Genomic DNA, 23,963 nt, shown 5'->3' with positions numbered 1-23,963 from the left:
CGCCAGGGCCAGTTGGGCCTGTTCGTGGGCGAGCAGCGCGCTGAGGCGCTGATGAGTGTCGAGCACCGCGTCGCGGGCGCTGAGTTCGCCCAGGTCGATGCGCAGCGGCAAGGTGTTGATGAACACGCCCATGGCGCGCTCGGCGCCTTCGCCGCCGCGCAGGCGGCCCAGCAGCACGGTGCCGAACACCACCTGTTCGCGACCGGAGAGCTGGCCCAGCACTTCGGCCCAGGCCAGGTGCATCAGGCTCGCCACGCTGACGTTCAGCTGGCGGGCCTGGCCACGCAGGCGCAGCGCCAGCGCCGGGTCCAGCGGCAGCACCGCCACGCCGGGAGCCTGCACGCGGTGCGATGCGGTCATGCCGTAGGGCAGGCTGGGTTCGTCGATATCACCCAGCTGTTCACGGAAGAACGCCTCGTGGGCCTGTTCGTCAGGGCCTTGCAGCACCTGGGCGATGTAGTTGCGATACGGCACCGGCTCAGGCAGCTGCGCCTGTTCGCCGAGCAGCATGGCCTGCACTTCGTGGCCGAGGACCTCCAGGCCGATGTGGTCCATGATCGCGTGGTGGAAGCGCAGCACCGCGACGATCCGCCCGTCGGCCTCGTCGCTGGCGTGCGCCAGGTGCAGCAAGGGCGCCTGGCTCAGGTCCAGGCGTGCCGGGCCGTCCAGCGCCGCCAGCGGCACCGCCTGCACCGGCAGGCTGGCCTGGCGCCAGACCACCTGCACCGGGGTCTGCAGAGCATCCCAATGCAACGCGGTGCGCAGAATGTCGTGACGCTCGATGACCCGTTGCAGCGCCGCACAGAAGGCCGCCAGGCGCTCGGCACTGGCGAAGGCGAAACGCGCCTCCAGCAGGTAGGGATCGGCCTCCCCCGCCGCCAGGTGATGGTGATAGAGAATGCCGGCCTGCAACGGGCCCAGCGGGTAGATGTCCTGCACGTTGGCCGCACCGCCCGGCACCCGGGCGACGATGCGCTCGATGTCCGCCGCTTCGAGGCTGACCAGGGGCAGTAGATCGGGCGTGATCTGCGTGCAGTCCGCTGCGATCAGGTTGGCCGGTACCGGCACCTGAGCCTGGCGCACCACACTGCGCGCCAGCACCGCCAGGGTCGGCTGGGCGAACAGCACGCTCACATCCACGGACAAACCGGCACGGCGCATGCGCGCCACCAGGGTGACCGCCAGTAACGAGTGCCCGCCCAGCTCGAAGAAGTTGTCCTGCCGCCCGACGCGCGGCAGCTTGAGCAGCTCGGCCCACAGCTGCGCCAGCCAGATTTCGGTTTCGCCTTGCGGCGCCTCGAAGTGGCGCGCCAGCACGGCGCTGTCGTCCGGTGCCGGCAGGGCCTGGCGGTCGAGCTTGCCGTTGGGGGTCAGCGGCAGGCTGTCCAGGGCGACGAAGGCGGTGGGCACCATGTAGTCCGGCAACGTGCCCAACAGGTGACTGCGCAACGCGTCGATGCCCGGCCGTGGCCCCGCCGCACAACTGAACCAGGCCACCAGGCGCTCGTCACGCAACAGCACGGCGGCTTCGCGTAGCGCCGGGTGGTCGAGCAGGCGCGCTTCGATCTCGCCCAACTCGATACGCAGGCCATGCAGCTTGACCTGGAAGTCGCTGCGGCCGACGAACAGCAGTTCGCCGTTGGCCAACTGGCGTACCAGGTCGCCACTGCGGTACAGGCGCTCACCGGCCACGAACGGGCTGGCGATGAAGCGCTCGGCCTGGGCGGCCGGCAGGTTCAGGTAGCCACGCGCGACACCGGCACCGCCGATGTGCAACTGGCCGACCACGCCTTGCGGCACCGGTTGATCCCAGGCGTCCAGCACATACAGGCGGGTGTTGCTGATCGGCCGCCCGATCGGCAAGGTTTCGGCGGGCACCGGCTGGCCGGGCTGCAGTGTCCAGACACTGCAGTCCACGGTGGTTTCCGTGGGGCCGTAGACGTTGTGCAAGCGGACATTGGGCAGGCGTTGGCGCACCTGAGCAGCCAGCACGGCGGTCAGCTCGCCGCCGCCGCAGACGATGTCGGTCAACGAACTGCAGGTGTGGCACTGCGCTGCGCCCAGGAACTGCTGCAGCAGCGCCGGCACGAACTGCACGACGCTGACCTGGCGCTGGCGGATCACCTCCACCAGATAATCCGCGTCGCGCTGCCCGTCGGGCCGCGCCAGCACCAGGCGCAGCCCGGCGCACAGCGGCCAGAACAGCTCCCATACCGAGGCATCGAAACTCACCGGCGTCTTGTGCAGCAGCGCACCGGTCGGCTGCGGCGGGCACAGCCGCGAACTCCACTGCACCAGGTTGCACAGGTTGCGGTGCTCGACCATCACGCCCTTGGGCTGCCCGGTGGAGCCGGAGGTGTAGATCACGTAGGCCAGGTCGCTGGCGCTGGCCGTCGCCAGTTGTGGATCGGTCTCGGACTGGTCCGCCCAGAGGCAGGCATCCAGGTCGATCAGCGGTGTCGCGCCGCCGGCAAAGCGCTCACGGGTGCTGCCATCGACCAGCAGCGCCAGGGCGCCGCTGTCTTCGAGCATGTAGGCCAGGCGCTCGACCGGGTAACCGGGGTCCAGCGGCACGTAGGCGCCGCCGGCCTTGAGAATCGCCAGCAGACCGACCACCAGCTGGGCACCGCGCTGCACGCAGATCGCCACGCGGCTGTCGGCGCTCACGCCCTGGGCGATCAGGTGGTGGGCCAGGCGGTTGGCCTCTTTATTGAGCTGCCGGTAGCTCAGTAGCCGGGCATCGACGTCCAGCGCGATGGCTTCCGGGGTGCGCGCCACCTGCGCCTCGAACAGCGCCGGCAGGCGCTCTTGGGGCGGCGTGGCGATGTCGCTGGCATTGAACTCGTACAACAGGCGCTGGCGCTCGGCCGCGCTCAGCAGCTCGATACGCTCGGGCAGCGCCTGGGCGTCGGCAGCCATGCCACGCAGCAGTTGCGTGAAGTAGCCGGCGTAACGCTCCACCGTGGCCGGGTCGAACAGCGCGGTGGCATAGTCGAGCAGGCAGGTGAAGCCCTCGGCGCTTTCGCTGACGCTCAGGGTCAGGTCGAACTTGGCGAAGGTCGGCTGCTCGCCCAGCGCTTCGAGCTGCAGGTCGCCCAATTGCAGCGGCGCGCCCTGGCTGCCGTCCCAGGCCAGCGAAACCTGGAACAGCGGGCTGTGGGCCAGGCTGCGCGGTGGCCGCACGTGCTCCACCACCTGCTCGAACGGCAGGTCCTGGTTGGCCTGGGCCTCGATCACGCGGTTCTTCACCCGGGCCAGCAAGGTGGCCACATCAGCTGCGCCACCGGTATCGACGCGCACGGCCAGGGTGTTGACGAACAGGCCGATCAACCCTTCGATCTCGGCACGTCGGCGGTTGGCCACCGGCATGCCGATCAGCACTTCGCTCTGCCCGGACAAGCGCGCCAGCAGCACCGCCCAGGCGGCCATGAACAGCATGAACGGGGTCACCCCGTGGCGCTGGCTGCAGGCGCGCAGCTCGGTGCACAGCCGGGCATCCAGCGGCAGGGCCACGCTGGCGCCGCTATAGTCCTGGCGCTCCGGACGCGGCCGGTCGGTCGGCAGGCTCAGCAGCATCGGCGCACCTTCCAGGGTGCGCTTCCAGTAGTCGGCCTGTGCGTTGAGACTCTGCGCGTCGAGCCACTGGCGTTGCCACAGGGCGTAGTCGCCGTACTGCAGCGCCAGGGCCGGCAACGGGTCGGCCTGGCCCTGGCTGAACGCCTGGTACAGCGCACTCAGCTCGCGGGTGAGCACGCCCAGCGACCAGCCGTCGGCGACGATGTGGTGCAGGGTCAGCAGCAGGATGTGGCGGTCTTCGTCCAGGCACAGCAGGCGCCCGCGAATCGGCAGGTCCTGTTGCAGGTCGAAGGCTTGCGCGGCTTCGGCGCGGATCACCTCGCGCACTACCTGGCGGTCCTGGCCGCGCAGGTCCTGCCAGCAGAAGTCCGGGCGTGTGCTGGCCGGGGCCACCTCCACCCACGCGTCGCCATCGTGCTCGACGAAGCGGCTGCGCAGCGCCTCGTGGCGCGCCACGATACGTTCCAGGGCCAGGCGCAGCGCACGGCTGTCCAACGCGCCATTGAGGACCAGGCCCAGCGGAATGTTGTAGGCGCTGTTGGCATCGCTCATCTGCGCCATGAACCAGATGCGCTGCTGCGCCGCCGACAACGGCAACGGCCCGCTGCGCGGCGCCGCCTCGATGGCTGGCAGATGGTCGGGGGTCGCGCCTTCCAGGCACTGGGCAACGGCTGCCAGGCTGGCGTCAGCGAACAGCTCGGCGAGGCTCAGGACCCGCTGCAAGCGCTGGCCCACCTGGGCCACCATGCGCATGGCCAGCAATGAATGGCCACCCAGCTCGAAGAAGTCATCGTGCCGCCCTACCCGCTCGACCTGTAGCAGTTCGCACCAGATCGCCGCCAGGGTGCTTTCCAGCTCGCCCTGCGGCGCTTCGAAGGCCCGCTCCGGCAAGGCTTCGCGGTCCGGTGCCCGCAAGGCGCGGCGGTCGACCTTGCCGTTGGCGGTCAACGGCCAGGCGGCCAGGTGCACGAAGGCACTCGGCACCATGTAGCCCGGCAGCCGCGCCAGCAAGGCGCTGCGCAGGTCGCTGGCCGACAACGCCTGCGGCCCGCTGAAATAGGCCACCAGGCGCGGCTGGCCGGGCACGTCTTCGCGGGCCAGCACCAGCGCCTCTTCGACGCCGGGCACTTGTGCCAGCTGGCTGTCGATCTCGCCCAGCTCGATGCGCATGCCACGGATCTTCACCTGGTCGTCGTTGCGCCCCAGGTACTCCAGGGTGCCGTCGGCGTTCCAGCGCGCCAGGTCGCCGCTGCGGTACATCCGCGCGCCCGGCTCGGCCACGAACGGATCATCCAAGAAGCGCTCGGCGGTCAGGTCGGCTCGGTTCAGGTAACCGCGTGCCACGCCCTCGCCACCGATGTACAACTCACCGGCCACGCCACGGGGCACCAGTTGCCGGTGCTCGTCGAGCAGGTACAGGCGGGTGTTGGCGATAGGTTTGCCGATGTCCAGGCGGCCTTCCGGCCACAGCCGTCCGGAGCTGGCCACCACCGTGGTTTCGGTCGGCCCGTAGTTGTTCACCACCGCAAAGCCGGGGTCACGCGGGAACTGCCGCAGGCGGTCGCCGCCGATCAGCAGGGTGCGCAGCGTCGGATGCTTCAGCTCGCGGCTGAACGCATACTCGGCCACCGGCGTGGGCAGGAAAGCCACCTGCAGCGGTTGCGCCTGCCACCAGTCGAGCAAGGCATCCAGCTGTTCGTTGCCGATGTGCGCCGGTGGCAGGTGCAGGGTCGCCCCGGCACACAGCGCCGGCCACACTTCCCAGGCCATGGCGTCGAAGCCGAACCCCGCCACGCTGGCGGTGTGGCTGCCCGCGCTCAGGTCGAAGGCCTGGCAATGCCAGTCCACCAGGTTGTTGAGGCTCTGGTGCTCGACCATTACCCCCTTGGGCTGGCCGGTGGAACCGGAGGTGTAGATCACGTAGGCCAGGTGGCGGGCGTTGAGGCCCGGCACCTGCGGGTTGTCTTCGCGGGCGCTCCAGCTCGGCTGATCGAGCAGCAGCAACGGGGCGCTCAGCGTCGGCAGGCGAGCCAGCAGGTCCTGCTGGCTGAGCACCACCACCGGGGCGCTGTCGCTCAATAGGTAAGCGATGCGTTCGTCCGGGTGCGCCGGGTCCACCGGCACATAGCCGGCACCGGACTTGAGCACCGCCAGCAGACCCACAAGGGTGTCCAGGCCACGGCGGGCGAGCACCGCCACCCGCGTGTCGGGGCGCACGCCCCGTTCGATCAGATGATGGGCCAGGCCGTTGGCGCGGGCATTGAGTTCGGCGTAGCTGAGGCGTGCATCGCCCACTTGGGCGGCAATCGCGTCGGGGCGTTCAAGGGCCTGGCGTTCGACACGCCAGTGCACGGTGTGCAGGCTTTCATAAGCGCTGCGCGAACCGGCGAACGCCTGCAACAGCTGGATACGCTCATCGTCCGGCAGAATATCGACCCGCGCCAGGCTTGCGGTGGGTGCCTGCTCCAGCGCGTCGAGCAGCTGCTGCATGGCGCGCTGCAGGTACAGACCGATGCGCAGCGGGTCGACGCCCGCCACCGTCTGGGCAGTCAAGGCAAAGGCCTCGCCCAGGTCGTCGACACTCATCACCACCGGGTAATTGCTGCGCTCCGTGGCCTGCAGCACTTCGATGCCTTGCCACAGTTCACCGCTGCCATGCTCGGCGGAGCTGTGGCGGTAATTGAGCAAGGCGTTGAACAGCGGCGTCGGCGCGGCCACGCCGCTGCAACGCTGCGCCAGGGCCAGCGGGGCGTGCTCGTGACGCATCAGGGTGGTCAGGCGCTGGTGGGTGGTGCGGATCGCCGCCGCCACGTCCTGGGCTTCCAGGTTCAGGCACAGCGGCAGGGTGTTGATGAAGATGCCCAAGGCCCGCTCGGTGGCCTCGGCGCCCAGCAGGCGCCCCATCAGCACAGTGCCGAAGACCACCCGCTGGCGGCCGGTCAGGCCCGCCAGGACATGTGCCCAGCCCAGGTGGAACAGGCTGGCGACACTGACCCCGAGGCTGCGCGCCTGCGCGCGCAGGCGCAGGCTCAGTGCCAGGTCGAGGGTGATGCTGTGCTCGCTGGCTTGCTCGCCGTCACCGCTGAGGTCTTGCAGGTCGTAGGCCAGGGTCGGCTCCACGACATCACCGAGCATGCCGGTGAAGAACGCCTCGTGCTCGGCCTCGCTGACGCCCAGCAGCGCCTGCCCGACATAGTTGCGAAACGGCACCGGTGTGCCCAGGGTGGCGCCCAGGCCCGACAGGCAGGCGTGGATTTCCTGGCGCACCACCTCCAGTGCACTGTGGTCCAGAGCGATGTGGTGATACAGCAGGCTGGCACGCACCCGGCCATCGGCGGCGCTGCCGCACACCAGGCGCAGCAGCGGCGCCTGGGTCAGGTCCAGCCACAACGGCGCCTCGGCGTCGAGGCCGGCGGCGCGCTGCTCGATGCTCAGCCGGGCATTGCGCCACACCACCTGCAGCGGCCGCTGCAGATTCTGCCAGTGCACCGAGGTGCGCAGGATGTCATGCCGGTCGATGACCGTTTGCAAGGCATCGGCGAAGGCCTCCAGGCGCTGCGCGTCGACCACCGCGAAATCCACGCGCATCACGTACGGATCTCGGCCGCTGGCACTCACATGGTGGTAGAGGATGCCCTCCTGCAAGGGCGCCAGCGGGTAGATGTCCTGCACGTTGGCGGCGCCACCGGGGACCTGCTCGACCAGCGCGTCGATGGCCGCCTGGTCGAGCGTCACCAGGGTCAGCATGTCGGGGGTGATGCGTGTGCAATCGGCGCCGATCCCATTGGCCGGCAGCGTCGGCTGGCCACGCTTGGCGTTGCTGTAAAGGCCCTGTTCAAGCGCTTCGATGAGCGCCGCCTTGTGCGTGCGCAGGTGCTCGACCAGGCCATTGTCGGTGAGCGCGCGGCGATTGCCCTGCACGGCCAGTTGCCCATCCTTGACGGCCAGCTGGATGTCCAGTGCCTTGAGTGTCGCCAGAAGCTCGTTGATGCTCACAGGAAAATCTCCATGCTCTCTGTGATGGCGGCATAACCGGCCAGTGTCGGTTGCTCGAACAAGGCGCGGACGTCGGCCTCGATGCCTTCCTGCCGCAAGCGTGCGGTGAGGCTGATGGCCAACAGCGAGTGGCCACCGAGTTCAAAGAAGTTGTCATGCCGGCTCACCGCCTCCACGCCCAGCAGCTCGCGCCAGAGGTCGGCGAGCAGCGCTTCCATTTCACCTTGCGGGGCTTCGTGAATGCGTACCGGCAACGCCTCGCTGCCGGGGGCCGGCAGGGCCTGGCGGTCGAGCTTGCCGTTGGGGCTCAGCGGCAGGTTCTGCAGGTGCAGGTACAGGGCCGGCAGCATGTAGTCCGGCAGCCGGCTGCGCAGCGCCTCGCGCAACACCTCGGCGCCGCTCGGCGTGCCGGTGTAATAGGCCACCAGGCGCTGCCCACCCGGGCCGTCGTCGCGCACCATGACCACGGCGTCCTCGACACCGGCGCACTGCGCCAGCGCCGTCTGGATCTCGCCCAGTTCGATGCGCAGACCGTGCAGCTTGACCTGGTCGTCGTTGCGGCCGAGGAATTCCAGGTTGCCGTCGGCGTGCTGGCGCACCAGGTCGCCGCTGCGGTACAGCCGCTCACCGGCTACGAAGGGGCTGGCGATGAAGCGCTCGGCCTGGGCCTGCGGCAGGTTGCGGTAGCCACGGGTGACCCCCGCCCCGCCGATGTGCAGGTGGCCGACCACGCCCAGCGGCACCGGCTGGTCGTGGGCATCCAGTACGTACAGTTGGGTGTTGGCCACCGGCCCGCCAATCGGCAGGAAGCGCTCAGGCACCGGCTGTTCCGGGGCCAGGGTCCAGACGCTGCAGTCGACGGTGGCTTCGGTCGGGCCGTAGACGTTGTGCAGGCGAACCTTGGGCAGGCGCTGGCGTAACAGGCCGGCCAGCGCCGGGGTCAGCTCGCCGCCGCCGCAGACGATATCGGTGAGGCTGTCGCAGGCCGCGCTTTGCGGCAGCTCAAGGAAGTGCTGGAGCAGCGCCGGCACGAACTGCACCACACTGACCCGCCATTCGCGGATCAGCTGCGCCAGGTAGGCCGGGTCGCGCTGGCCGTCGGGGCGTGCCAGCAGCAACGGCACGCCGCTGCACAGTGGCCAGAACAGCTCCCACACCGAGGCATCGAAGCTGATCGGCGTCTTGTGCAGCACGCGGCCCTGCGCGTCCTGAGGGAACTGCCGAGCGCTCCAGTGCACCAGGTTGACCACGTTGCGATGCTCGACCATCACCCCTTTGGGGCGCCCCGTGGAACCGGAGGTGTAGATCACGTAGGCCAGGTTGCTCGCCTCCAGGCCGGGCACCTGCGGATCGTGCGTGGCCTGCTGGGCGGGGTCGTCGGCATCGACATCGATGCAGGCCAGGCCCCGCGGGTCGAGCAGTGGGCGGGTGCCAGTCTGGACCAGCAACGCCGTGGGCGCGCTGTCTTCGAGCATGTACTGCAAGCGCTCGCGCGGGTAGCTGGGGTCGAGCGGCACGTAGGCGCCACCGGCCTTGAGAATCGCCAGCAGGCCGACCACCAGTGACACGCCGCGCTCGACGCACAGCGCCACGCGGTCATCGGGCTGCACCCCCAAGACGATCAGTTGGTGGGCCAGGCGGTTGGCACGCGCGTTGAGCTGCCGGTAGCTGAGCTGCTCGTGCTCGCTGAGCACCGCCATGGCCTCCGGCAGGCGCCGCGCCTGCGCCTCGAACAGCGCGTGCAGGGTGGACTGCGTGTCGAAAGCCAAGGCCGAACGATTGAATTCCACCAGCAAACGATTGCGCTCCTCAGCGGCCAAGACCGGCAGGCGCTGCAGGGCGAGTTCCGGCTGGCTTTCCAAGGCATTCACCAGCCCTGCCAGCACTTCCAGCAGCTGCTCGGCGATGCGCCGTGCCCCGACGCTTTGCGGTGCGGTCACACCGACACGCAGGCGTTCGCCGAGGTCGTCGACGTTAAGGCTCAGCGGGTAGTGGGTGTGATTGTCGCTGTCGAGGATTTCCAGGCCGCGCCAGGCGTCGCGCTGGGCATCCTGGCGTGCCTGCCCGGCAGCGTGGCGATAATTGAGGATCGCGCTGAACAGCGGCCGCGCAGCGCCCACCGCGCTGCAGCGCTGGGCCTGGGCCAGCGAGGCGTGTTCGTAGGCCTGCAACTGGGCCAGCCGCGCATGGGTGGCACGCGCAGCGTCGCGCACGCCGACGCCGTCGAGGTCGACGCGCAGCGGCAGGGTATTGATGAACATGCCCAGCCCGCGGTCGGCGCCCTCGCCGCCTTGCAGGCGCCCCAGCAGCACAGTGCCGAACACCACCTGGCCGTTGCCGGTGGCCGCGCCCAGTACCCGGCCCCAGGCCAGGTGCAACAGGCTGGCCAGGCTGACACCCAGTTGCCGGGCCTGGCTGCGCAGGCGCCGCAGCAGCGCGTCGGGCAGGCGCTGCCAGGCCTCTTCCAGACGCTGCTCGCCGCTTCGTACGTCGTGCAGGTCGAACGGCAGCGTCGGCTGCTCGATGCCGCCCAGCTGCTCACGGAAATAGGCTTCGTGCTCCGCCTCACTCATGCCCAGGCGCGCATGCGCCACGTAGTTGCGATACGGCACCGCCGGCCGAGTCGGCGGCGCATCGCCCCGCAGGTGGGCGAGCATTTCCTCGCGCATCACCTCCAGGGCCATGGCATCCAGCACGATGTGATGGAACAGCAAGGTGGCCGACAGCCCTTCCCCGTCTGAGCGCTGGCAGAACTCCAGGCGCAGCAGCGGCGCCTGGGTCAGGTCCATGCGCGCCGGGGCGGCTTGACTGTGCCGGGCCAGCATCGGCACTTCTTCGACGCGCAGTTCGGCGTGGCGCCAGACCACCTGCTGCGGCGTGGTCAGGCCATCCCAGACCACGGCGGTGCGCAGGCTGTCGTGGCGGGCGATGACTTGGCGCAGGGCCTCGACGACGGCCTCCAGGCGCTGGCGACTGTCGACGTTCATGTGCAGCTGCAGCAGATAGGGGTCGGCCTGCTCGCCGGTCAGGTGGTGGTAGAGAATGCCCTCCTGCAGCGGCGCCAGCGGGTAGATTTCCTGCACGTTGGCGGCGCCGCCGGGCACGCCGGCGACGATGCGGTCGATCGTTGCCTGGTCGAGCCGGGCAAGGCTCAGCAGCTCCGGGGTGATGCGCGTGCAGCCCTCTGGCACCAAGTTGGCCGGCACCTGCACCTCACGGCCACTGCCGACCGAGGCGGCCAGCGCGGCGACGGTGGGCTGGCCGAGCAGCACCCGCACATCGACCGGCAGGCCGGCGCTGCGCAGGCGCTCGACCAGGGTCACGGCGAGCAACGAATGGCCGCCGAGTTCGAAGAAGTTGTCCTGGCGGCCAACCTTTTCCACGTCCAGCACCTGCGCCCAGAGGGCGGCGATGCGCGCTTCCACCTCGCCCTGCGGCGCCTCGTAGGCACGGCGGAGCAGTGCATCGCGGTCCGGGTCGGGCAGCGCGCGGCGATCGAGCTTGCCGTGTGCGGTCAGCGGCAAGGCGTCCAGGCGGATGAACACCAGCGGCACCATGTGCGCCGGCAAGCGCGCCTGCAAGGCTTCACGCAGGACCTCGCCGCTCACCTCGGCCGCTGCGGTGAACCAGGCCAGCAGGCGCTGCTCGCGGACCAGCACCACGGCGTCCTGCACCGCGTCGAGGCTGACCAGCGCCGCCTCGATTTCGCCCAGCTCGATGCGCATGCCGCGGATCTTCACCTGGTCGTCGTTACGGCCCTGGTAGTCCAGCGTGCCGTCGGCATTCCAGCGCACCAGGTCGCCGCTGCGGTACATGCGCGCAGCAGGGCTGGCGCTGAACGGGTCAGCGACAAAGCGCGCCTCGGTCAATGCCTCGGCATTCAGATAGCCGCGCGCCACCCCGGCACCGGCAATGTACAGCTCACCGGTCACGCCCTCGGGCACCGGCTGGCGCTGTTCGTCGAGCACGTACACCCAGGTATTGGCGATGGCCCGGCCGATGTGCAGGGCACCACCCGGGCGCAACGCGCCAGAGGTGGCGACCACCGTGGTCTCGGTAGGGCCGTAGTTGTTGACCACCGTGAAGCCGGGGTCGCGGTCGAACTGGCGCAGGCGATCACCACCGACCAGCAGGGTGCGCAGCGTCGGGTGCTGATGGGCACGGCGCAACGCCTGCTCGGCCACCGGGGTCGGCAGGAAGCTGACCTGCAGCGGCTGCTGCAGCCACCAGTCGAGCAGTTCATCGACATGCTCATTGCCCACCTCCATAGGCGGCAGGTGCAGCACCGCACCGCTGCACAGGGCCGGCCAGACCTCCCAGGCCATGGCGTCGAAGCCGAAACCGGCGACGCTGCTGGTGTGGCTGCCGGCCGCCAGGTCAAAGGCCTGACAGTGCCAGTGCACCAGATTCTCCAGGGTGTGGTGCTCGACCATCACGCCCTTCGGCTGCCCGGTGGAGCCGGAGGTGTAGATCACATAGGCGAGGTTGTGCGCCGCTAGACCAGGCACCTGGGGATTGCCCCCGGCAGCCTGCCGCCAGACCGGCGAGTCGAGGTTCAGGCGCGGGCGCTCGGCAGCCAGGGCGTCAGTGGCGGTTTCGGTCAGCACCACACGCGGATCGCTGTCGGCGAGCAGATAGGCAATGCGTTCGGCCGGATACGCCGGGTCTACCGGCACATAGGCGGCGCCGGCCTTGAGCACCGCGAGCATGGCGACCACGCGCTGCACGCCGCGTTGCAGGCACAGGGCGACACGCTGCTCTGGGGCGATGCCAAGGCCGATCAGGTGGTGCGCCAGGCGGTTGGCCTGGGTGTTCAGTTCGCTGTAGCTGAGCACCTGCCCGGCCTGGATGAGCGCAGGCGCGTCGGGACAGGCACGCGCCTGCGCCTCGACCAGAGCCTGCACGGCGGCATGCTGGGGGAACGCCTGCGCCGGGGTGCGCCCAGCGTCCAGCAGCTGGCGACGCTCGGCGGCGCTGAGGATCGGCAGCAGTTGCAGAGCGGTCGCAGGTGCCGAGGCCAGGGCCTGCACCAGTTGCTCCAGGCAGTGCTGCACCCAGCCGACGATGCGCTGCGCGCCCAGTCCCTGCTGGGCCAGCACGTGCAGGTCGAAACCTTCACCCAGATCGTCGACGCTGAGGGTCAGCGGGTAGTTGCTGCGCACGTCGCCGCCCAGCACGCGCACGCCCTGCCACAGGCCCTGGCCTTCGCGTGGTTTCACCGCTGCACTGTGCCGGTAATTGAGCAAGGCGCTGAACAAGGGTGTACCGGCCGCCACACCGCTGCAGCGCTGGGCGAGTACCAGCGAAGCCTGTTCGTGGGCGATCAGCGCCGACAGCCGGGCGTGTACGGCCTGAACTGCACTACGGGTATCGAGGGCGGTTTCGACCCGCAGCGGCAAGGTGTTGATGAACACGCCCAGCGAACGGTCGGCATCCTCCGCGCCCATGCGCCCCAGCAGTACGGTGCCGAATACCACATCGTTACGCTTGGCCAGGGTACTCAGCACCCGCGCCCAGGCCACGTGCAACAGGCTCGCCGCGCTCACACCGGCACGCCGGGCCTGCTCACGTACCTGCAAAGCGAGTTCGCTGCTCAGCGTACGGCGGCTCTCTTCCACGGCACTGCCGTCCGCCGCGACCTCTTGCAGACCGAAGGGCAGCGTTGGCTCGTCGACATCGCCAAGCATCTCGCTGAAGAACGCGGCGTGCCGCGCCTCGTCGCTGGCCAGGCGTACCTGGGCCACGTAGTCGCGGTACGGCACTGGCGGCGCCAGCTCGGCCCGGCGGCCTTCGAGTATGGCCGCCATCTCGCGGCTGACGGTTTCCATGGCGCTGTTGTCCAGCACCAAGTGGTGGAACAGGATGATCGCCACGATTTCATCGCTGCCCGGCTGCCGGGCGTGCACCAGGCGAATCAAGGGTGCCTGGGCCAGGTCGAGGCGATGGTGACGGGCATCGAACGGGCGCTGCAGGCGTTCCAGGGTCGAGCCCTGGGTGTCGTGCGGGTCGAGGTCGATGGCCTGCACCGACAGCGGCGCCTGACGCCATACCACCTGATGCGCCGTTTCCAGACCCTCCCAGACCAGCGCGGTACGCAGGATGTCATGCCGCTCGATGACCTGCTGCAACGCCGCCGCCCAGGCCTGCAGACGCGCCAGCGAGTCGAAGGTCAGGCGCCACTGCAGCAGGTACGGGTCGCCCTGCCCGGCACTCAGGTGGTGGTAGAGAATGCCTTCTTGCAGGGGCGTCAGCGGGTAGATGTCCTGGACGTTGCCCGCGCCGCCCGGCACGCCGGCGACGATGACGTCGATCTCGGCCTGGCTCAGCCGGGTCAGGCTCAGCAGCTCCGGGGTGATCTGCGTGCAGCCAGCCGGGATACGGTTGGCCGGGGTGCTGAGCGCCGCAGTGCGCTGCTCGCTGGCGGCCAGCGCGGCCACGCTCGGGTGGCTGAGCAAGGTGTGCACATCGGCTTGCAGGCCAGCGCCGCGCAGGCGCTTGACCAGCGCGATGGCCAGCAGCGAATGGCCGCCCAGTTCGAAGAAGTTGTCCTGCCGCCCGACCCGTTCGGTGCCCAGCACTTCGGCCCAGATTTCGGCCATGCGGGTTTCCACCGCGCCTTGCGGCGCCTCGTAGGTGCTGAGGTCCAGGCTGGCGGCATCCGGTGCGGGCAGCGCGCGGCGGTCGAGCTTGCCGTGTCGGGTCAGTGGCCACTGCTCCAGGCGCACGAAAGCGCGCGGCACCATATAAGCCGGCAACTGCCCGCGCAGCGCGTCGCGCAGTTGGCCGACATCGACAGCGGCCGACTCGGTGAACCAGGCCACCAGGTGTTGGTCACGCACCAGCACCACGGCGTCCTTGATCCCCGGCCGGGCGGCGATGGCCGCTTCGATCTCGCCCGGCTCGATGCGCATGCCGCGAATCTTCACCTGGTCATCATTACGGCCCAGGTACTCCAAAGTGCCGTCGGCATTCCAGCGCACCTGGTCGCCACTGCGGTACAGCCGCGCACCGGGCACGGCGCTGAACGGGTCGTCGATGAAACGTTCGGCGGTGAGTTCCGGCCGGTTCAGATAGCCGCGCGCGACCCCTGCCCCACCGATGTACAGCTCACCGACCACGCCGACCGGCACCGGTTGCCGGTGTGCGTCCAGCACATGGACCTGGGTATTGCCGATCGGCCCGCCGATGTGCAGGCAGGCGTCGGGCTGCAACGCACCAGAGGTGGCGACCACGGTGGTTTCGGTGGGGCCGTAGTTGTTGATCACCGTGTAGCGGCGCGCCTGGCTGAACTGACGCAGGCGGTCGCCGCCGATCAACAGGGTGCGCAAGGTCGGGTGCTCCTGCGCATGGCCAAAGGCATGTTCCGCCACCGGCGTGGGCAGGAAGCTGACCTCAAGCGGCTGGGCACGCCACCAGTCCAGCAAGGCTTCGACATCGTCGCCGCCCTCCTGCACCGGCGCCAGGTGCAGGGTGCCGCCGGCACACAGGGTCGGCCAGACCTCCCAGGCCATGGCATCGAAGCCGAAGCCGGCCAGGCAGGAGGTCTGGGTGCCCGGCTGCACATCGAAAGCTGCGCAGTGCCAGTCCACGAGGTTGGCGAGCATGCGGTGCTCGACCATGACCCCTTTGGGCTGGCCGGTCGAACCGGAGGTATAGATGACGTAGGCCAGGTCGTTGCCCTGCTCGTCGAGCTGCGCAGGCTGAAGATCGGCCGCCTGCAATGTCACGGCCTCCAGCGCCACGACCGGTACTGCCAGCGGCGGCAGGCGTTCGAGCAGCGCGGCTTGGGTCAGCACCACCGCCGGCGCACTGTCGGTCAGCAGATAGGCCAGGCGTTCCTGGGGATGCGCCGGGTCGACGGGCACGTAGGCGGCGCCCGCCTTGAGTACCGCCAGCAGCCCGGCGAGGGTGTCCAGACCGCGCTGGCAGACCACCGCCACACGGGTCTGCGGGCCAGCGCCGCATTCGATCAGGCGTGTGGCGAGGGCGTTGGCGCGCTGGTCGAGTTGCGCGTAGGTCAGCTGCTGGTCGAGGTGCCGCGCCGCCAACGCATCCGGTTGCTGACGCGCCTGACGTTCGATGCGCCGATGAATCAGCAACGGGTCGAGGGTGGCCATGTGGGTGGCGTTCCAGGCGGCCATGCGCTGGCACTCGGCCGGAGTCGGCAGCTCGAATTCGGCGATTGCCAGCGCCGGGTTTTCCAGCCCCTGCTCCAGCACCTGCAGCAGCCGTGCGCCAATGGCTTGGGCTTGCTCATGCGCCAGCCAGGCACGGTTGTAGACCAGATGCAGCCAGGTGTCGCCAGTGTGGCGGTTGCTGCGCAGGTGCACGGCCAAGGGTGTGCTTTCGTGGCCGTTGGAGACTTTCAAGGTGCTGGCGCGGGCATCGCCATAGCGGTAGTCGTGGTCTTCCTGCTCGTAGGAAACCGATACCTCGAACAGCTGCCCACGCGCTTCGGGGGACAGGCCGAGGCTGCGATTGAGTTCGCTCAGCGGGAAGCGCTGATGACGAAAATCACGCTTGAGGCGGTCGCGCACCTCGCTGATCAGGCTGGCGAAATCCGCCTGTGCCGGGGTGTCCAGGCGCACCGCACTGACCTGTGCGAAATGCCCCAGGGTGGCCTTGTTGCGTGCCCCGGTGCGGTTGAGCAGGGGGATGCCCACCACCCATTCCGGGCGCTGCGTGGTGCGGGTGAAATACACATGCAAGGCGGCGAGCAGCACATGAAAGGCCGACGCCCGCTGGCGTTGCGCAAGCGCCTGCATACGCTCGTGCAGCGTGGCCGGTAGCGCCTGCACCCAGGTGTGCGCAGGCGTCTCGGCGCCAGCGGCACGACCACGTTGGCGCGGGGTGAGTACCGGCTCGGGCAGGTCCTGGTACTTGGCGAGCCAGTAGGCCTGGTCGTGCTGGAAGCGGCTGGACTGGCGGTAACGCTGGTCGTCCGCGATGAAGCTGCTGTAGCACAGCGGCTCGCCCTCGACGCTGCTGCCCTGGCACAGCGCGGTGTAGTGCTCGCCAAGCGCCTTGATCATCTGCCCGAAACCCCAGCCGTCGAGGATCAGGTGGTGGGCCTGGGTCACCAGCCAGTGCTCTTCGGCAGCCAGGCGGATCAGGCAGAAGCTGAACAGCGGGCTGTCATACAGCCGGTAAGGACGCTGCATCTGCTCGTCGACCAGGCGCTGCGCCGCCGCGACCGGCTCAGCCCGCTGGCTGAGGTCGTGCAACGGCAGGCTGACGGGCATCGACGCGGCGAAGCACTGCAGCGGCAGGCCATCGCTGTCCTGGCCCGGGACCATCACCGTGCGCAAGGCCGAGTGCGCCGCCACCAGGTGCTCCAGCGCCTGGTGCAGCGTCGTGGCCTCCAGGGGCCCGCTCAGCTTCACGTACCCGCCGATGTTATAGAGGGGCGAGTCGCCATGGCTGATCTGGTCGAGCCAGATGTCTCGTTGGGCGGCGCTCAGCGCAAAACAGTCGGCAGCACGGGCTGGCATGGCTCAAGGTCCTTCTCGGCAAAATTCAGGCGCCAATTAAACATCGCCCCTTTCGCCGCGCATGACCCCTCAAACCGGGGCAACCCAGGCAGTTAACAATTTGTAACCTTCCGAACGGTGTAGTTACATGCTTTGCACCTAGGATGATCAGCTTGAAAGGGAGCTACGGAAAGCTTCTGGACGTGTCATTAAGGGGAGTAGCGGTCACCATGAACAGCGCAGTACGCATCGACGAGCTCAACGATCCACTGTTCTGCCGACAGTTGGCACGGGTAGTCTCGAGCATGGGATACCCGAGCTTCGCCGCTCAGGTGCTCGGGCTGATCGAGGACCTGGTGCAGGTCGATGGCCTGGAGATGAGCGAATGGACACTGGACATGCAACGGGCCAGCGTCGAGCGGATCACCGTACTGGGTGGCTCTGGGCTACCACTTGACAACGCAGCCAGCGCCGAGCACGTGCAGAGCCTGTTACCCAGCATTCTGCATATGGACGACCCATTGCTGATCCAGCGCCGCCTGCCTGCCGGCGATCAGCACTCGAAACGCCTGGCCGACCAGTGCAGCCTGGTGGCTGGCAGTGGCAGCCTGCGCCGAGTCATCTGCGTCTCTCGGCAGGCCAGCTCGCCGCCCTTCTCGCTGCAGGAAATGTCAGTACTCAAGAACCTGGCGGACACCCTGCTGAAGCTGCTCGAACAGCACTCGCGCAATCTGACGCCACCCGGCCCGACCACGCCCGGCGCAGGCCAGCACAGCGACTCGATCGACAAGGCCTTCTCGCGGAAACTCGAACGCGCGGATGTGCCGCTGTCGGCCCGTGAACAGGAGGTGTGCGTCGGTTTTCTCTCGGGCACCAGCGTGCCCGAACTGGCCACGCGGCTACAGGTGAAGAACAGCTCGATAGAGAGCTACCTCAAGCGCGCCGCCAGTAAGCTGGGGGTCAAGGGCCGCCATGGCCTGGCCAGCTGGATGGCCAGGGGCTGAGTTTCTCATTACCGCACAGGCACTTTCAGAAAACGGATTCACATGATTTCCCACACCTATCGTCACCCCGCCACGGCCGAGGCAGGCCCCTCGTTCGACTTGGGCGAGCTGCGCCTGCGCCCGCTGCGCGCGACGGACCTGCCCCAGGTCTACGCCGGCCTTTCCGACCCCAGGGTCATCGCCCACTACGGGGTGTCTTACGACAGCCTGGCCGCCGCCGAGGAGCAGATGGCCTGGTACAGGCACATCGTCGAATCCGGCAGCGGGATCTGGTGGGCGCTGGCGCGCCAGACCGATGACCAGTTGATCGGCGCCTGCGGTTTCAACGACTGGTGCCACCCGCATCGGCGAATCGAACTGGGCTACTGGCTGCTGCCCCACGCCTGGGGCCAGGGCCTGATGCGCCGGGCGTTGCCGGTGATCCTGGTGCATGCCTTGCAGACCATGGGCGTGCACCGCGTCCACGCCGACGTCGAACCGGAAAACCTGCCCAGCGTGAAGCTGCTGCAGGCGCTGGGTTTTACCCTGGAAGGCACCTTGCGTGACGTGGAATGCAAGGCTGGCAGCTTCCTCAGCCTGCACCAGTTCAGCCTGCTGGCCAGCGACCCGGCTGCCGACCGTTTGCGCGCGACGCTGGCCTGACGCCCCAAGACCAGCTTCAGGTACCTTCGCGCAGCGGATCGGTGATCGGCAGGTGCTGCAGGCCGGCGAGGGCCTGTTCGATGACCGCCTGGGCCTGGGCGATCAGGTGTGCGGAGGCCATCGCCAGGGCACGCGGCTGACCGTGCAGGCTGTCGCCGCATTCATAGGCCGTGGCATTCGCGCAGTTGAGCAGGTCGGCGGCGTGGTTGAGCTGGTCTTCAAAGCTCATCGAGGACGGCGTCGCACAGGAGGCGACCAGGGAAAGCGACGGATCGGGAACGAGTTTCTTCATGGCGTACTCCTACTGGCTGCATGAACAGGAATCACCGACCCAACCCGCGGCCAAACGAATGGGGTGGCAACTGCACAAGGGTTGGCCGACCGGACGGTAGGAGATCACCCGGCACACCCGAAGGTGTCCCTTGCGCAGCTGCCATGACGTTGCGCGGATAACGGGTACCCACGAACACGCTGACGCGCTATCTCCATACTTCGGACGTTGCGGGCGGCCAAGCCCTGCCGCTGGCTTCAGCGACGGCAGGCAGCGTAGAGAGCGGGGGTACGGGGCGCAAGCGGGCGGGATTTTTTCAGAAATATCCTGCAAGCGGAAGGACGGCTTCTTGCAATCATTGCCACCGACGTTGCCGGAAATCGCCTACAGGACTGTCAGATTACGTAGGTATAGCCAAAGGCTTACACGCGATCGCGGGAAATCGCCATTTTCTACCCCAAGGCACAGGCCTAGTATTGGATCCAACCACTGGCGAACAGGATGCTCGCCAGGATCAGGGACGATCGACCGTGAAGGGATACTGCCGACAGGGAGGTGGGATGGTCTGGGACAAAAAACCCGCTTCGGCGGGTTTTTTATTGCCTGGGCAAAAGGCATCTCGAAAGCTGCCCGGCTGCGGGCACCTGATGATGCTCGAAGACCCGCAAGGCTTCGTGGATGCGAGCCACGACCTCATCGCCTCGGGCCCGGCCTGACTGACCCGTATTGCCTTTAGCCAGTGCCTGCCGAGTCCACAAGCGCTCAATCCTCCAGGTGTGCGGCGACCTCCTTGGCCAGCTCGATGAACACTCGTGCCGCCGCGCTGCGATAGGCGTCCTTGCGTTGCATCAGCACCGCCGTGCGCTGCAGGCGCTCGGGATCGAGGCTGATGGCGAGCAGGTCGTCATGGGCCAAGGCGGTCTTGGCGGGCAACAAGGTCGAGAGGGTTGTCCTGCGAACGATTTCGAGCACCGCGCCCAGGGCGTTGACCTGCATCTTCACCTGGGGGTGAATGCCATGCATGCGGCAGTAGCGGTCGATCTGTTCGCGCGTCGCGAACTCTGCACTGAGCAGCACCAGCGACTCGGCGTTCAGGCTTTGCAGGTCGATGCGCGCCTCCCCCGCCAAGCGGTGCCGGCGGTTGACCACCAGCGCGAGGGTCTCCACCAGCAAGGGCACGGCCTCGATATCCGCCGTGCGTATCTCATCGAAGGCGATGCCCACATCCACCTCGCCGGTGATGAGCAGGTCTTCCATGCGCTCCTGGGAGATTTCTCGCAGGTCCAGGGTGATGCCGGGGTAACGGGCGTGAAAGGCCGCCACGATGGGCCCGACCAGATAGGTGGTGAAGGTGGGCGTCACGGCCACCCGCAGTGAGCCACGACTGAGGTCGCTGACATCGTGGATGGCCTGCCTGGCCTCGCGCAATTCATGTGATGCACGGCGCACGTACTGCAGGTAGACCTCCCCTGCATCGGTCAAGCGTAACGTGCGGCCCGAGCGATCGAACAACGGTGTGCCGAGGCTTTCCTCCAACAGCCGGATCTGCTGCGACAGCGCCGGCTGGGAGACATGCAGCGACGCTGCGGCCCGCGTGAAGCTCAGATGTTCGGCCACCGCATGGAAGTACTGGATGTGTCGGGCGAGCATGCCTACCACCATAAGAATATCTAATAAAAAACATAATAAATGAGACTTTTACCTTATGTCTCGCGCTCCGTAATCTCGCTTCCACACCCCGCGACATCGAGAGCGCTGCCATGAAGCACATCATCGACGGTTTCCTGAAGTTCCAGAGAGACGCGTTCCCCGAGCGAGTCAAACTGTTCAAGGACCTGGCCACTCAGCAAAACCCAAGAGCCCTGTTCATCTCCTGCTCCGACAGCCGGCTGGTGCCTGAGCTGGTCACCCAGCGTGAGCCAGGCGACCTGTTCGTGATCCGTAACGCCGGCAACATCGTGCCTTCTTATGGCCCGGAACCGGGCGGCGTGTCGGCCTCGGTCGAATACGCGGTCGCAGCCCTGCAGGTTGCCGACATCGTGATCTGCGGCCATTCCGACTGCGGTGCGATGACCGCCATCGCCACCTGCAAATGCCTGGACCACATGCCCGCCGTCGCCAGCTGGCTGCGCTACGCCGACTCCGCCAAGGTGGTGAACGAAGCCCGGCAGCACCCGGACCAGCCGACCAAGGTCGCCGCCATGGTGCGCGAAAACATCATTGCCCAGCTGGCCAACATTCAGACCCATCCGTCGGTACGCCTGGCGCTTGAAGAAGGTCGGCTGACCTTGCATGGCTGGGTATACGACATCGAGAGCGGGCGCATCGATGCCTTCGATCGCCACACCGGCACCTTCGTGTGCCTTGCCGACAACCCCGAAGTCCACGCCGTTTCGTAACGCAACAGGCACTGTCCCCCAAGGAGATCACCCCATGATTCAGTCTCAAGTCACCCAAGGCACCCGCCAGCAGCTCACCGAAATCATCATCCTGGCCAAGGCCCGCCAGGGGCTGTCCTTCGCCGAGCTGACCGAGGGCACCGGCTTGTCCGAGGCTTTCGTCACCGCTGCGCTGCTCGGCCAGCACCCGCTGCCCGCCAGTGCGGCGCAGGTGGTGGGCGAAAAGCTCAATCTGGATGCCGACAGCATCGCGCTGCTGCAAAGCATCCCGATTCGCGGCAGCTTCGAGAACAGCCTGCCGACCGACCCGACCATCTACCGCTTCTACGAGATGATGCAGGTGTACGGCACCACCCTGAAGGCGCTGGTCCACGAGAAGTTCGGTGACGGCATCATCAGCGCCATCAACTTCAAGCTGGACATCAAGAAGGTCGATGATCCGGAAGGCGGTTCTCGCGCCGTGATCACCCTGGACGGCAAATACCTGCCTACCAAGCCTTTCTGACCTGGCGGTGCAAAGGGTCGGTGCCTGTCGGCGCCGCCCCCCCTTTCCGCGCTTTCCGAGCAGCGCCGCACGCGGCGCGATCTGCTCACCCCCATACGGTGAACCATCATGAAACCCTTGTTCGCTCTACTGCTCAGCGGCCTTTGCTCGGTCGCCGCTGCCGATGAACTGTCCTCGCAGGCCGCGCCGGCTCCGGTCGAGCCTTATCGCTACACCGTGCCGCTGGACATCGCCCACGTTGTCTCACACCCCGAAATCCCTGCTGGCTGCGAAGTCGTCCCCGTGCGGATGACCTATGACGACTCCCAAGGCCGTCGTCACACCCTGGAGTATCTGGTCATGGCAACCGGCTGTACCAATTGACCCCTGCCCCTGTCTGACTGGCGCTCGTCTACAGAGCGCCATCTCCCGCCCTGTTCATCGAAACACCTCCCCGCCCCTCGCTCCGGACCATCCAGCGGCGATGACGCCGCCGCGTGCCAGTGGCTTGAATCCTGCGCTCCCGCCCATGCCCAACGCTGCGCCTGCGCTATCGATTGCTTTGCCTGGAGTGCGCCGGTGAGCAGACCTTCTCTGCCTTTAGCCCAAATCAGTTCGATCAAGCGGCATGTGGCCCAGTGGGCGCGGCTTTAGCCGCGAAAGCACCAGGAAATTCACTGCACATCCGTTGTGAACCGGCGATCGCTTCGCGGCTGAAGCCGCTCCTACCCGGTCTAACTGTTCGATCAAGCGGCATGCTCAGCCCGGTGGGAGCGGCTTTAGCCGCGAAAGCGCCAGGACATTCACTGCATCTGTCGTGAACATGCGGTCGCTTCGCGGCTGAAGCCGCTTCTACCCGGTCTAACTGTTCCATCAAGCGGCATGTTTAGCCCGGTGGGAGCGGCTTTAGCCGCGAAAGCACCAGGAAATTCCCTGCACATCCGTTGTGAACAGGCGCTCGCTTCGCGGCTGAAGCCGCTTCTACCCGGTCTGACTGTTCGATCAAGCGGCATGTTCAGCCCGGTGGGAGCGGCTTTAGCCGCGAAAGCACCAGGAAATTCCCTGCACATCCGTTGTGAACCGGCGATCGCTTCGCGGCTGAAGCCGCTCCTAACCGGTCTAACTGTTCGATCAAGCGGCATGCTCAGCCCGGTGGGAGCGGCTTTAGCCGCGAAAGCACCAGGAAATTCCCTGCACATCCGTTGTGAACAGGCGACCGCTTCGCGGCTGAAGCCGCTCCTACCCGGTCTAACTGTTCGATCAAGCGCTTTGCGACCGTGGAAGCGAGCTTGCTCGCGAAGAGGCCGGCAAAGCCAGCGCTTCTGCCATGAACATGACGCGGCCTTCGCAAGCAGGCTCCAGCGTTCTCAAAGGTGTCGCAGGGTAATTCCGGCGCGCACTCGGGCAGCGTTCAACGCAGGCAGAGCGAGCTTTACAGGGGCGCAAAAAAACGCTCCAGCCGTGCTGATTCACCACACCGCCTGATAGGGCGTGGGTGAATCAGCAGGGCTGGAGCACAAGGAGCGTTTTTCCGACCTGGGTTTTACTCAAGGCCGATGGCTTCACGCCTCACCTTCCTGATGAAGGTGCTTTGTCACATCAAGGAGCGTTGGCAGATCCTGTTACAGACCCAGTTCAGTCAGGCCAGGATGATCATCGGGGCGACGTCCCAGCGGCCAGTGGAACTTGCGCTCGCTTTCCTTGATCGGCATGTCGTTGATGCAGGCGAAGCGGCGGTGCATCAGGCCATCGGCCTCGAATTCCCAGTTTTCGTTGCCGTAGGAACGGAACCAGTTACCCGAGTCGTCATGCCACTCATAGGCATAGCGCACGGCGATGCGGTTGTCGGTGAACGCCCAGAGTTCCTTGATCAGACGGTAGTCCAGCTCTTTCTTCCATTTACGCGTGAGGAAGTCCTGGGCCTCTTGCCGGTTGTTGGCGAACTCGGCGCGGTTACGCCACTTCGTGTCGAGGGTATAGGCGAGCGCGATTTTCTCCGGGTTGCGGGTATTCCAGCCGTCTTCGGCGAGGCGAACCTTTTCGATTGCCGACTCGCGAGTGAACGGAGGAAGTGGCGGGCGAGGTTGTTCGTTGGACATGGCAGTGCCTCCAAGATAATTG

General features: G+C 67.3%; 10 protein-coding genes and 1 pseudogene. 6 read left to right on the top strand and 5 right to left on the bottom strand.

Features of this window, described 5'->3' with window-relative positions:
• Positions 1–7,572 (bottom strand): annotated as a pseudogene (locus RRX38_RS24910) (amino acid adenylation domain-containing protein); the annotation flags it as partial.
• Entirely contained in the window at positions 7,569–17,063 is a 9,495-nt protein-coding gene (locus RRX38_RS01065) for a non-ribosomal peptide synthetase (RefSeq protein WP_315961141.1), read from the bottom strand. The pseudogene RRX38_RS24910 and the gene RRX38_RS01065, both read right to left, overlap by 4 nt.
• Positions 17,064–17,272: 209 nt before the next feature.
• Here RRX38_RS01065 and RRX38_RS01060 point away from each other — a divergent pair, with 209 nt between their 5' ends.
• Together RRX38_RS01060 and RRX38_RS01055 are read left to right on the top strand one after the other, a co-directional pair.
• Positions 17,273–18,046, top strand: a complete 774-nt coding sequence (locus RRX38_RS01060) for a helix-turn-helix transcriptional regulator (protein WP_315961140.1) — start codon at positions 17,273–17,275, stop codon at positions 18,044–18,046.
• 42 nt (positions 18,047–18,088) lie between these two features.
• Positions 18,089–18,688 carry a GNAT family protein gene (locus RRX38_RS01055; protein ID WP_315961139.1) on the top strand — a complete coding sequence of 200 codons (600 nt, stop codon included), beginning with the start codon at positions 18,089–18,091 and terminating at the stop codon, positions 18,686–18,688.
• A 16-nt stretch (positions 18,689–18,704) separates the two neighbouring features.
• On the opposite strand, the gene RRX38_RS01050 is transcribed toward RRX38_RS01055, so the two are convergent.
• The gene (locus RRX38_RS01050) at positions 18,705–18,980 is read right to left on the bottom strand and encodes a DUF6124 family protein (RefSeq protein WP_315961138.1); all 276 of its coding nucleotides are present in this window, start codon (positions 18,978–18,980) and stop codon (positions 18,705–18,707) included.
• A 539-nt stretch (positions 18,981–19,519) separates the two neighbouring features.
• On the opposite strand from RRX38_RS01050, the gene RRX38_RS01045 reads away from it, so the two are divergent.
• Positions 19,520–19,675, top strand: coding sequence for a hypothetical protein (locus RRX38_RS01045; RefSeq protein WP_315961137.1), 156 nt, complete (start codon positions 19,520–19,522; stop codon positions 19,673–19,675).
• A 46-nt stretch (positions 19,676–19,721) separates the two neighbouring features.
• On the opposite strand, the gene cynR is transcribed toward RRX38_RS01045, so the two are convergent.
• Positions 19,722–20,609, bottom strand: coding sequence for a transcriptional regulator CynR (cynR, locus tag RRX38_RS01040; RefSeq protein ID WP_315961136.1), 888 nt, complete (start codon positions 20,607–20,609; stop codon positions 19,722–19,724).
• Positions 20,610–20,719: 110 nt separating this feature from the next.
• Between cynR and RRX38_RS01035 the strand changes: the two genes are divergently transcribed.
• The 3 genes from RRX38_RS01035 (at position 20,720) to RRX38_RS01025 (ending at position 22,226) form a co-directional block, all read left to right on the top strand.
• Complete coding sequence (locus tag RRX38_RS01035; protein WP_315961135.1) at positions 20,720–21,358, top strand: carbonic anhydrase; 639 nt, start codon at positions 20,720–20,722, stop codon at positions 21,356–21,358.
• Positions 21,359–21,392: 34 nt separating this feature from the next.
• Entirely contained in the window at positions 21,393–21,863 is a 471-nt protein-coding gene (gene cynS / locus RRX38_RS01030) for a cyanase (RefSeq protein WP_315961134.1), read from the top strand.
• Positions 21,864–21,971: 108 nt separating this feature from the next.
• Positions 21,972–22,226 carry a DUF2790 domain-containing protein gene (locus RRX38_RS01025; protein ID WP_315961133.1) on the top strand — a complete coding sequence of 85 codons (255 nt, stop codon included), beginning with the start codon at positions 21,972–21,974 and terminating at the stop codon, positions 22,224–22,226.
• 1,238 nt (positions 22,227–23,464) lie between these two features.
• Here RRX38_RS01025 and RRX38_RS01020 read toward each other — a convergent pair.
• Positions 23,465–23,941, bottom strand: coding sequence for a nuclear transport factor 2 family protein (locus tag RRX38_RS01020; RefSeq protein ID WP_315961132.1), 477 nt, complete (start codon positions 23,939–23,941; stop codon positions 23,465–23,467).
• Positions 23,942–23,963: the final 22 nt, after the last annotated feature.

The organism is Pseudomonas sp. DTU_2021_1001937_2_SI_NGA_ILE_001, assembly GCF_032463525.1.
In the GTDB taxonomy this organism is placed as follows: Bacteria; Pseudomonadota; Gammaproteobacteria; order Pseudomonadales; family Pseudomonadaceae; genus Aquipseudomonas.
The sequence above is the reverse complement of the archived record's forward strand: the minus strand, read 5'-3'. Positions and strand labels throughout refer to the sequence as shown.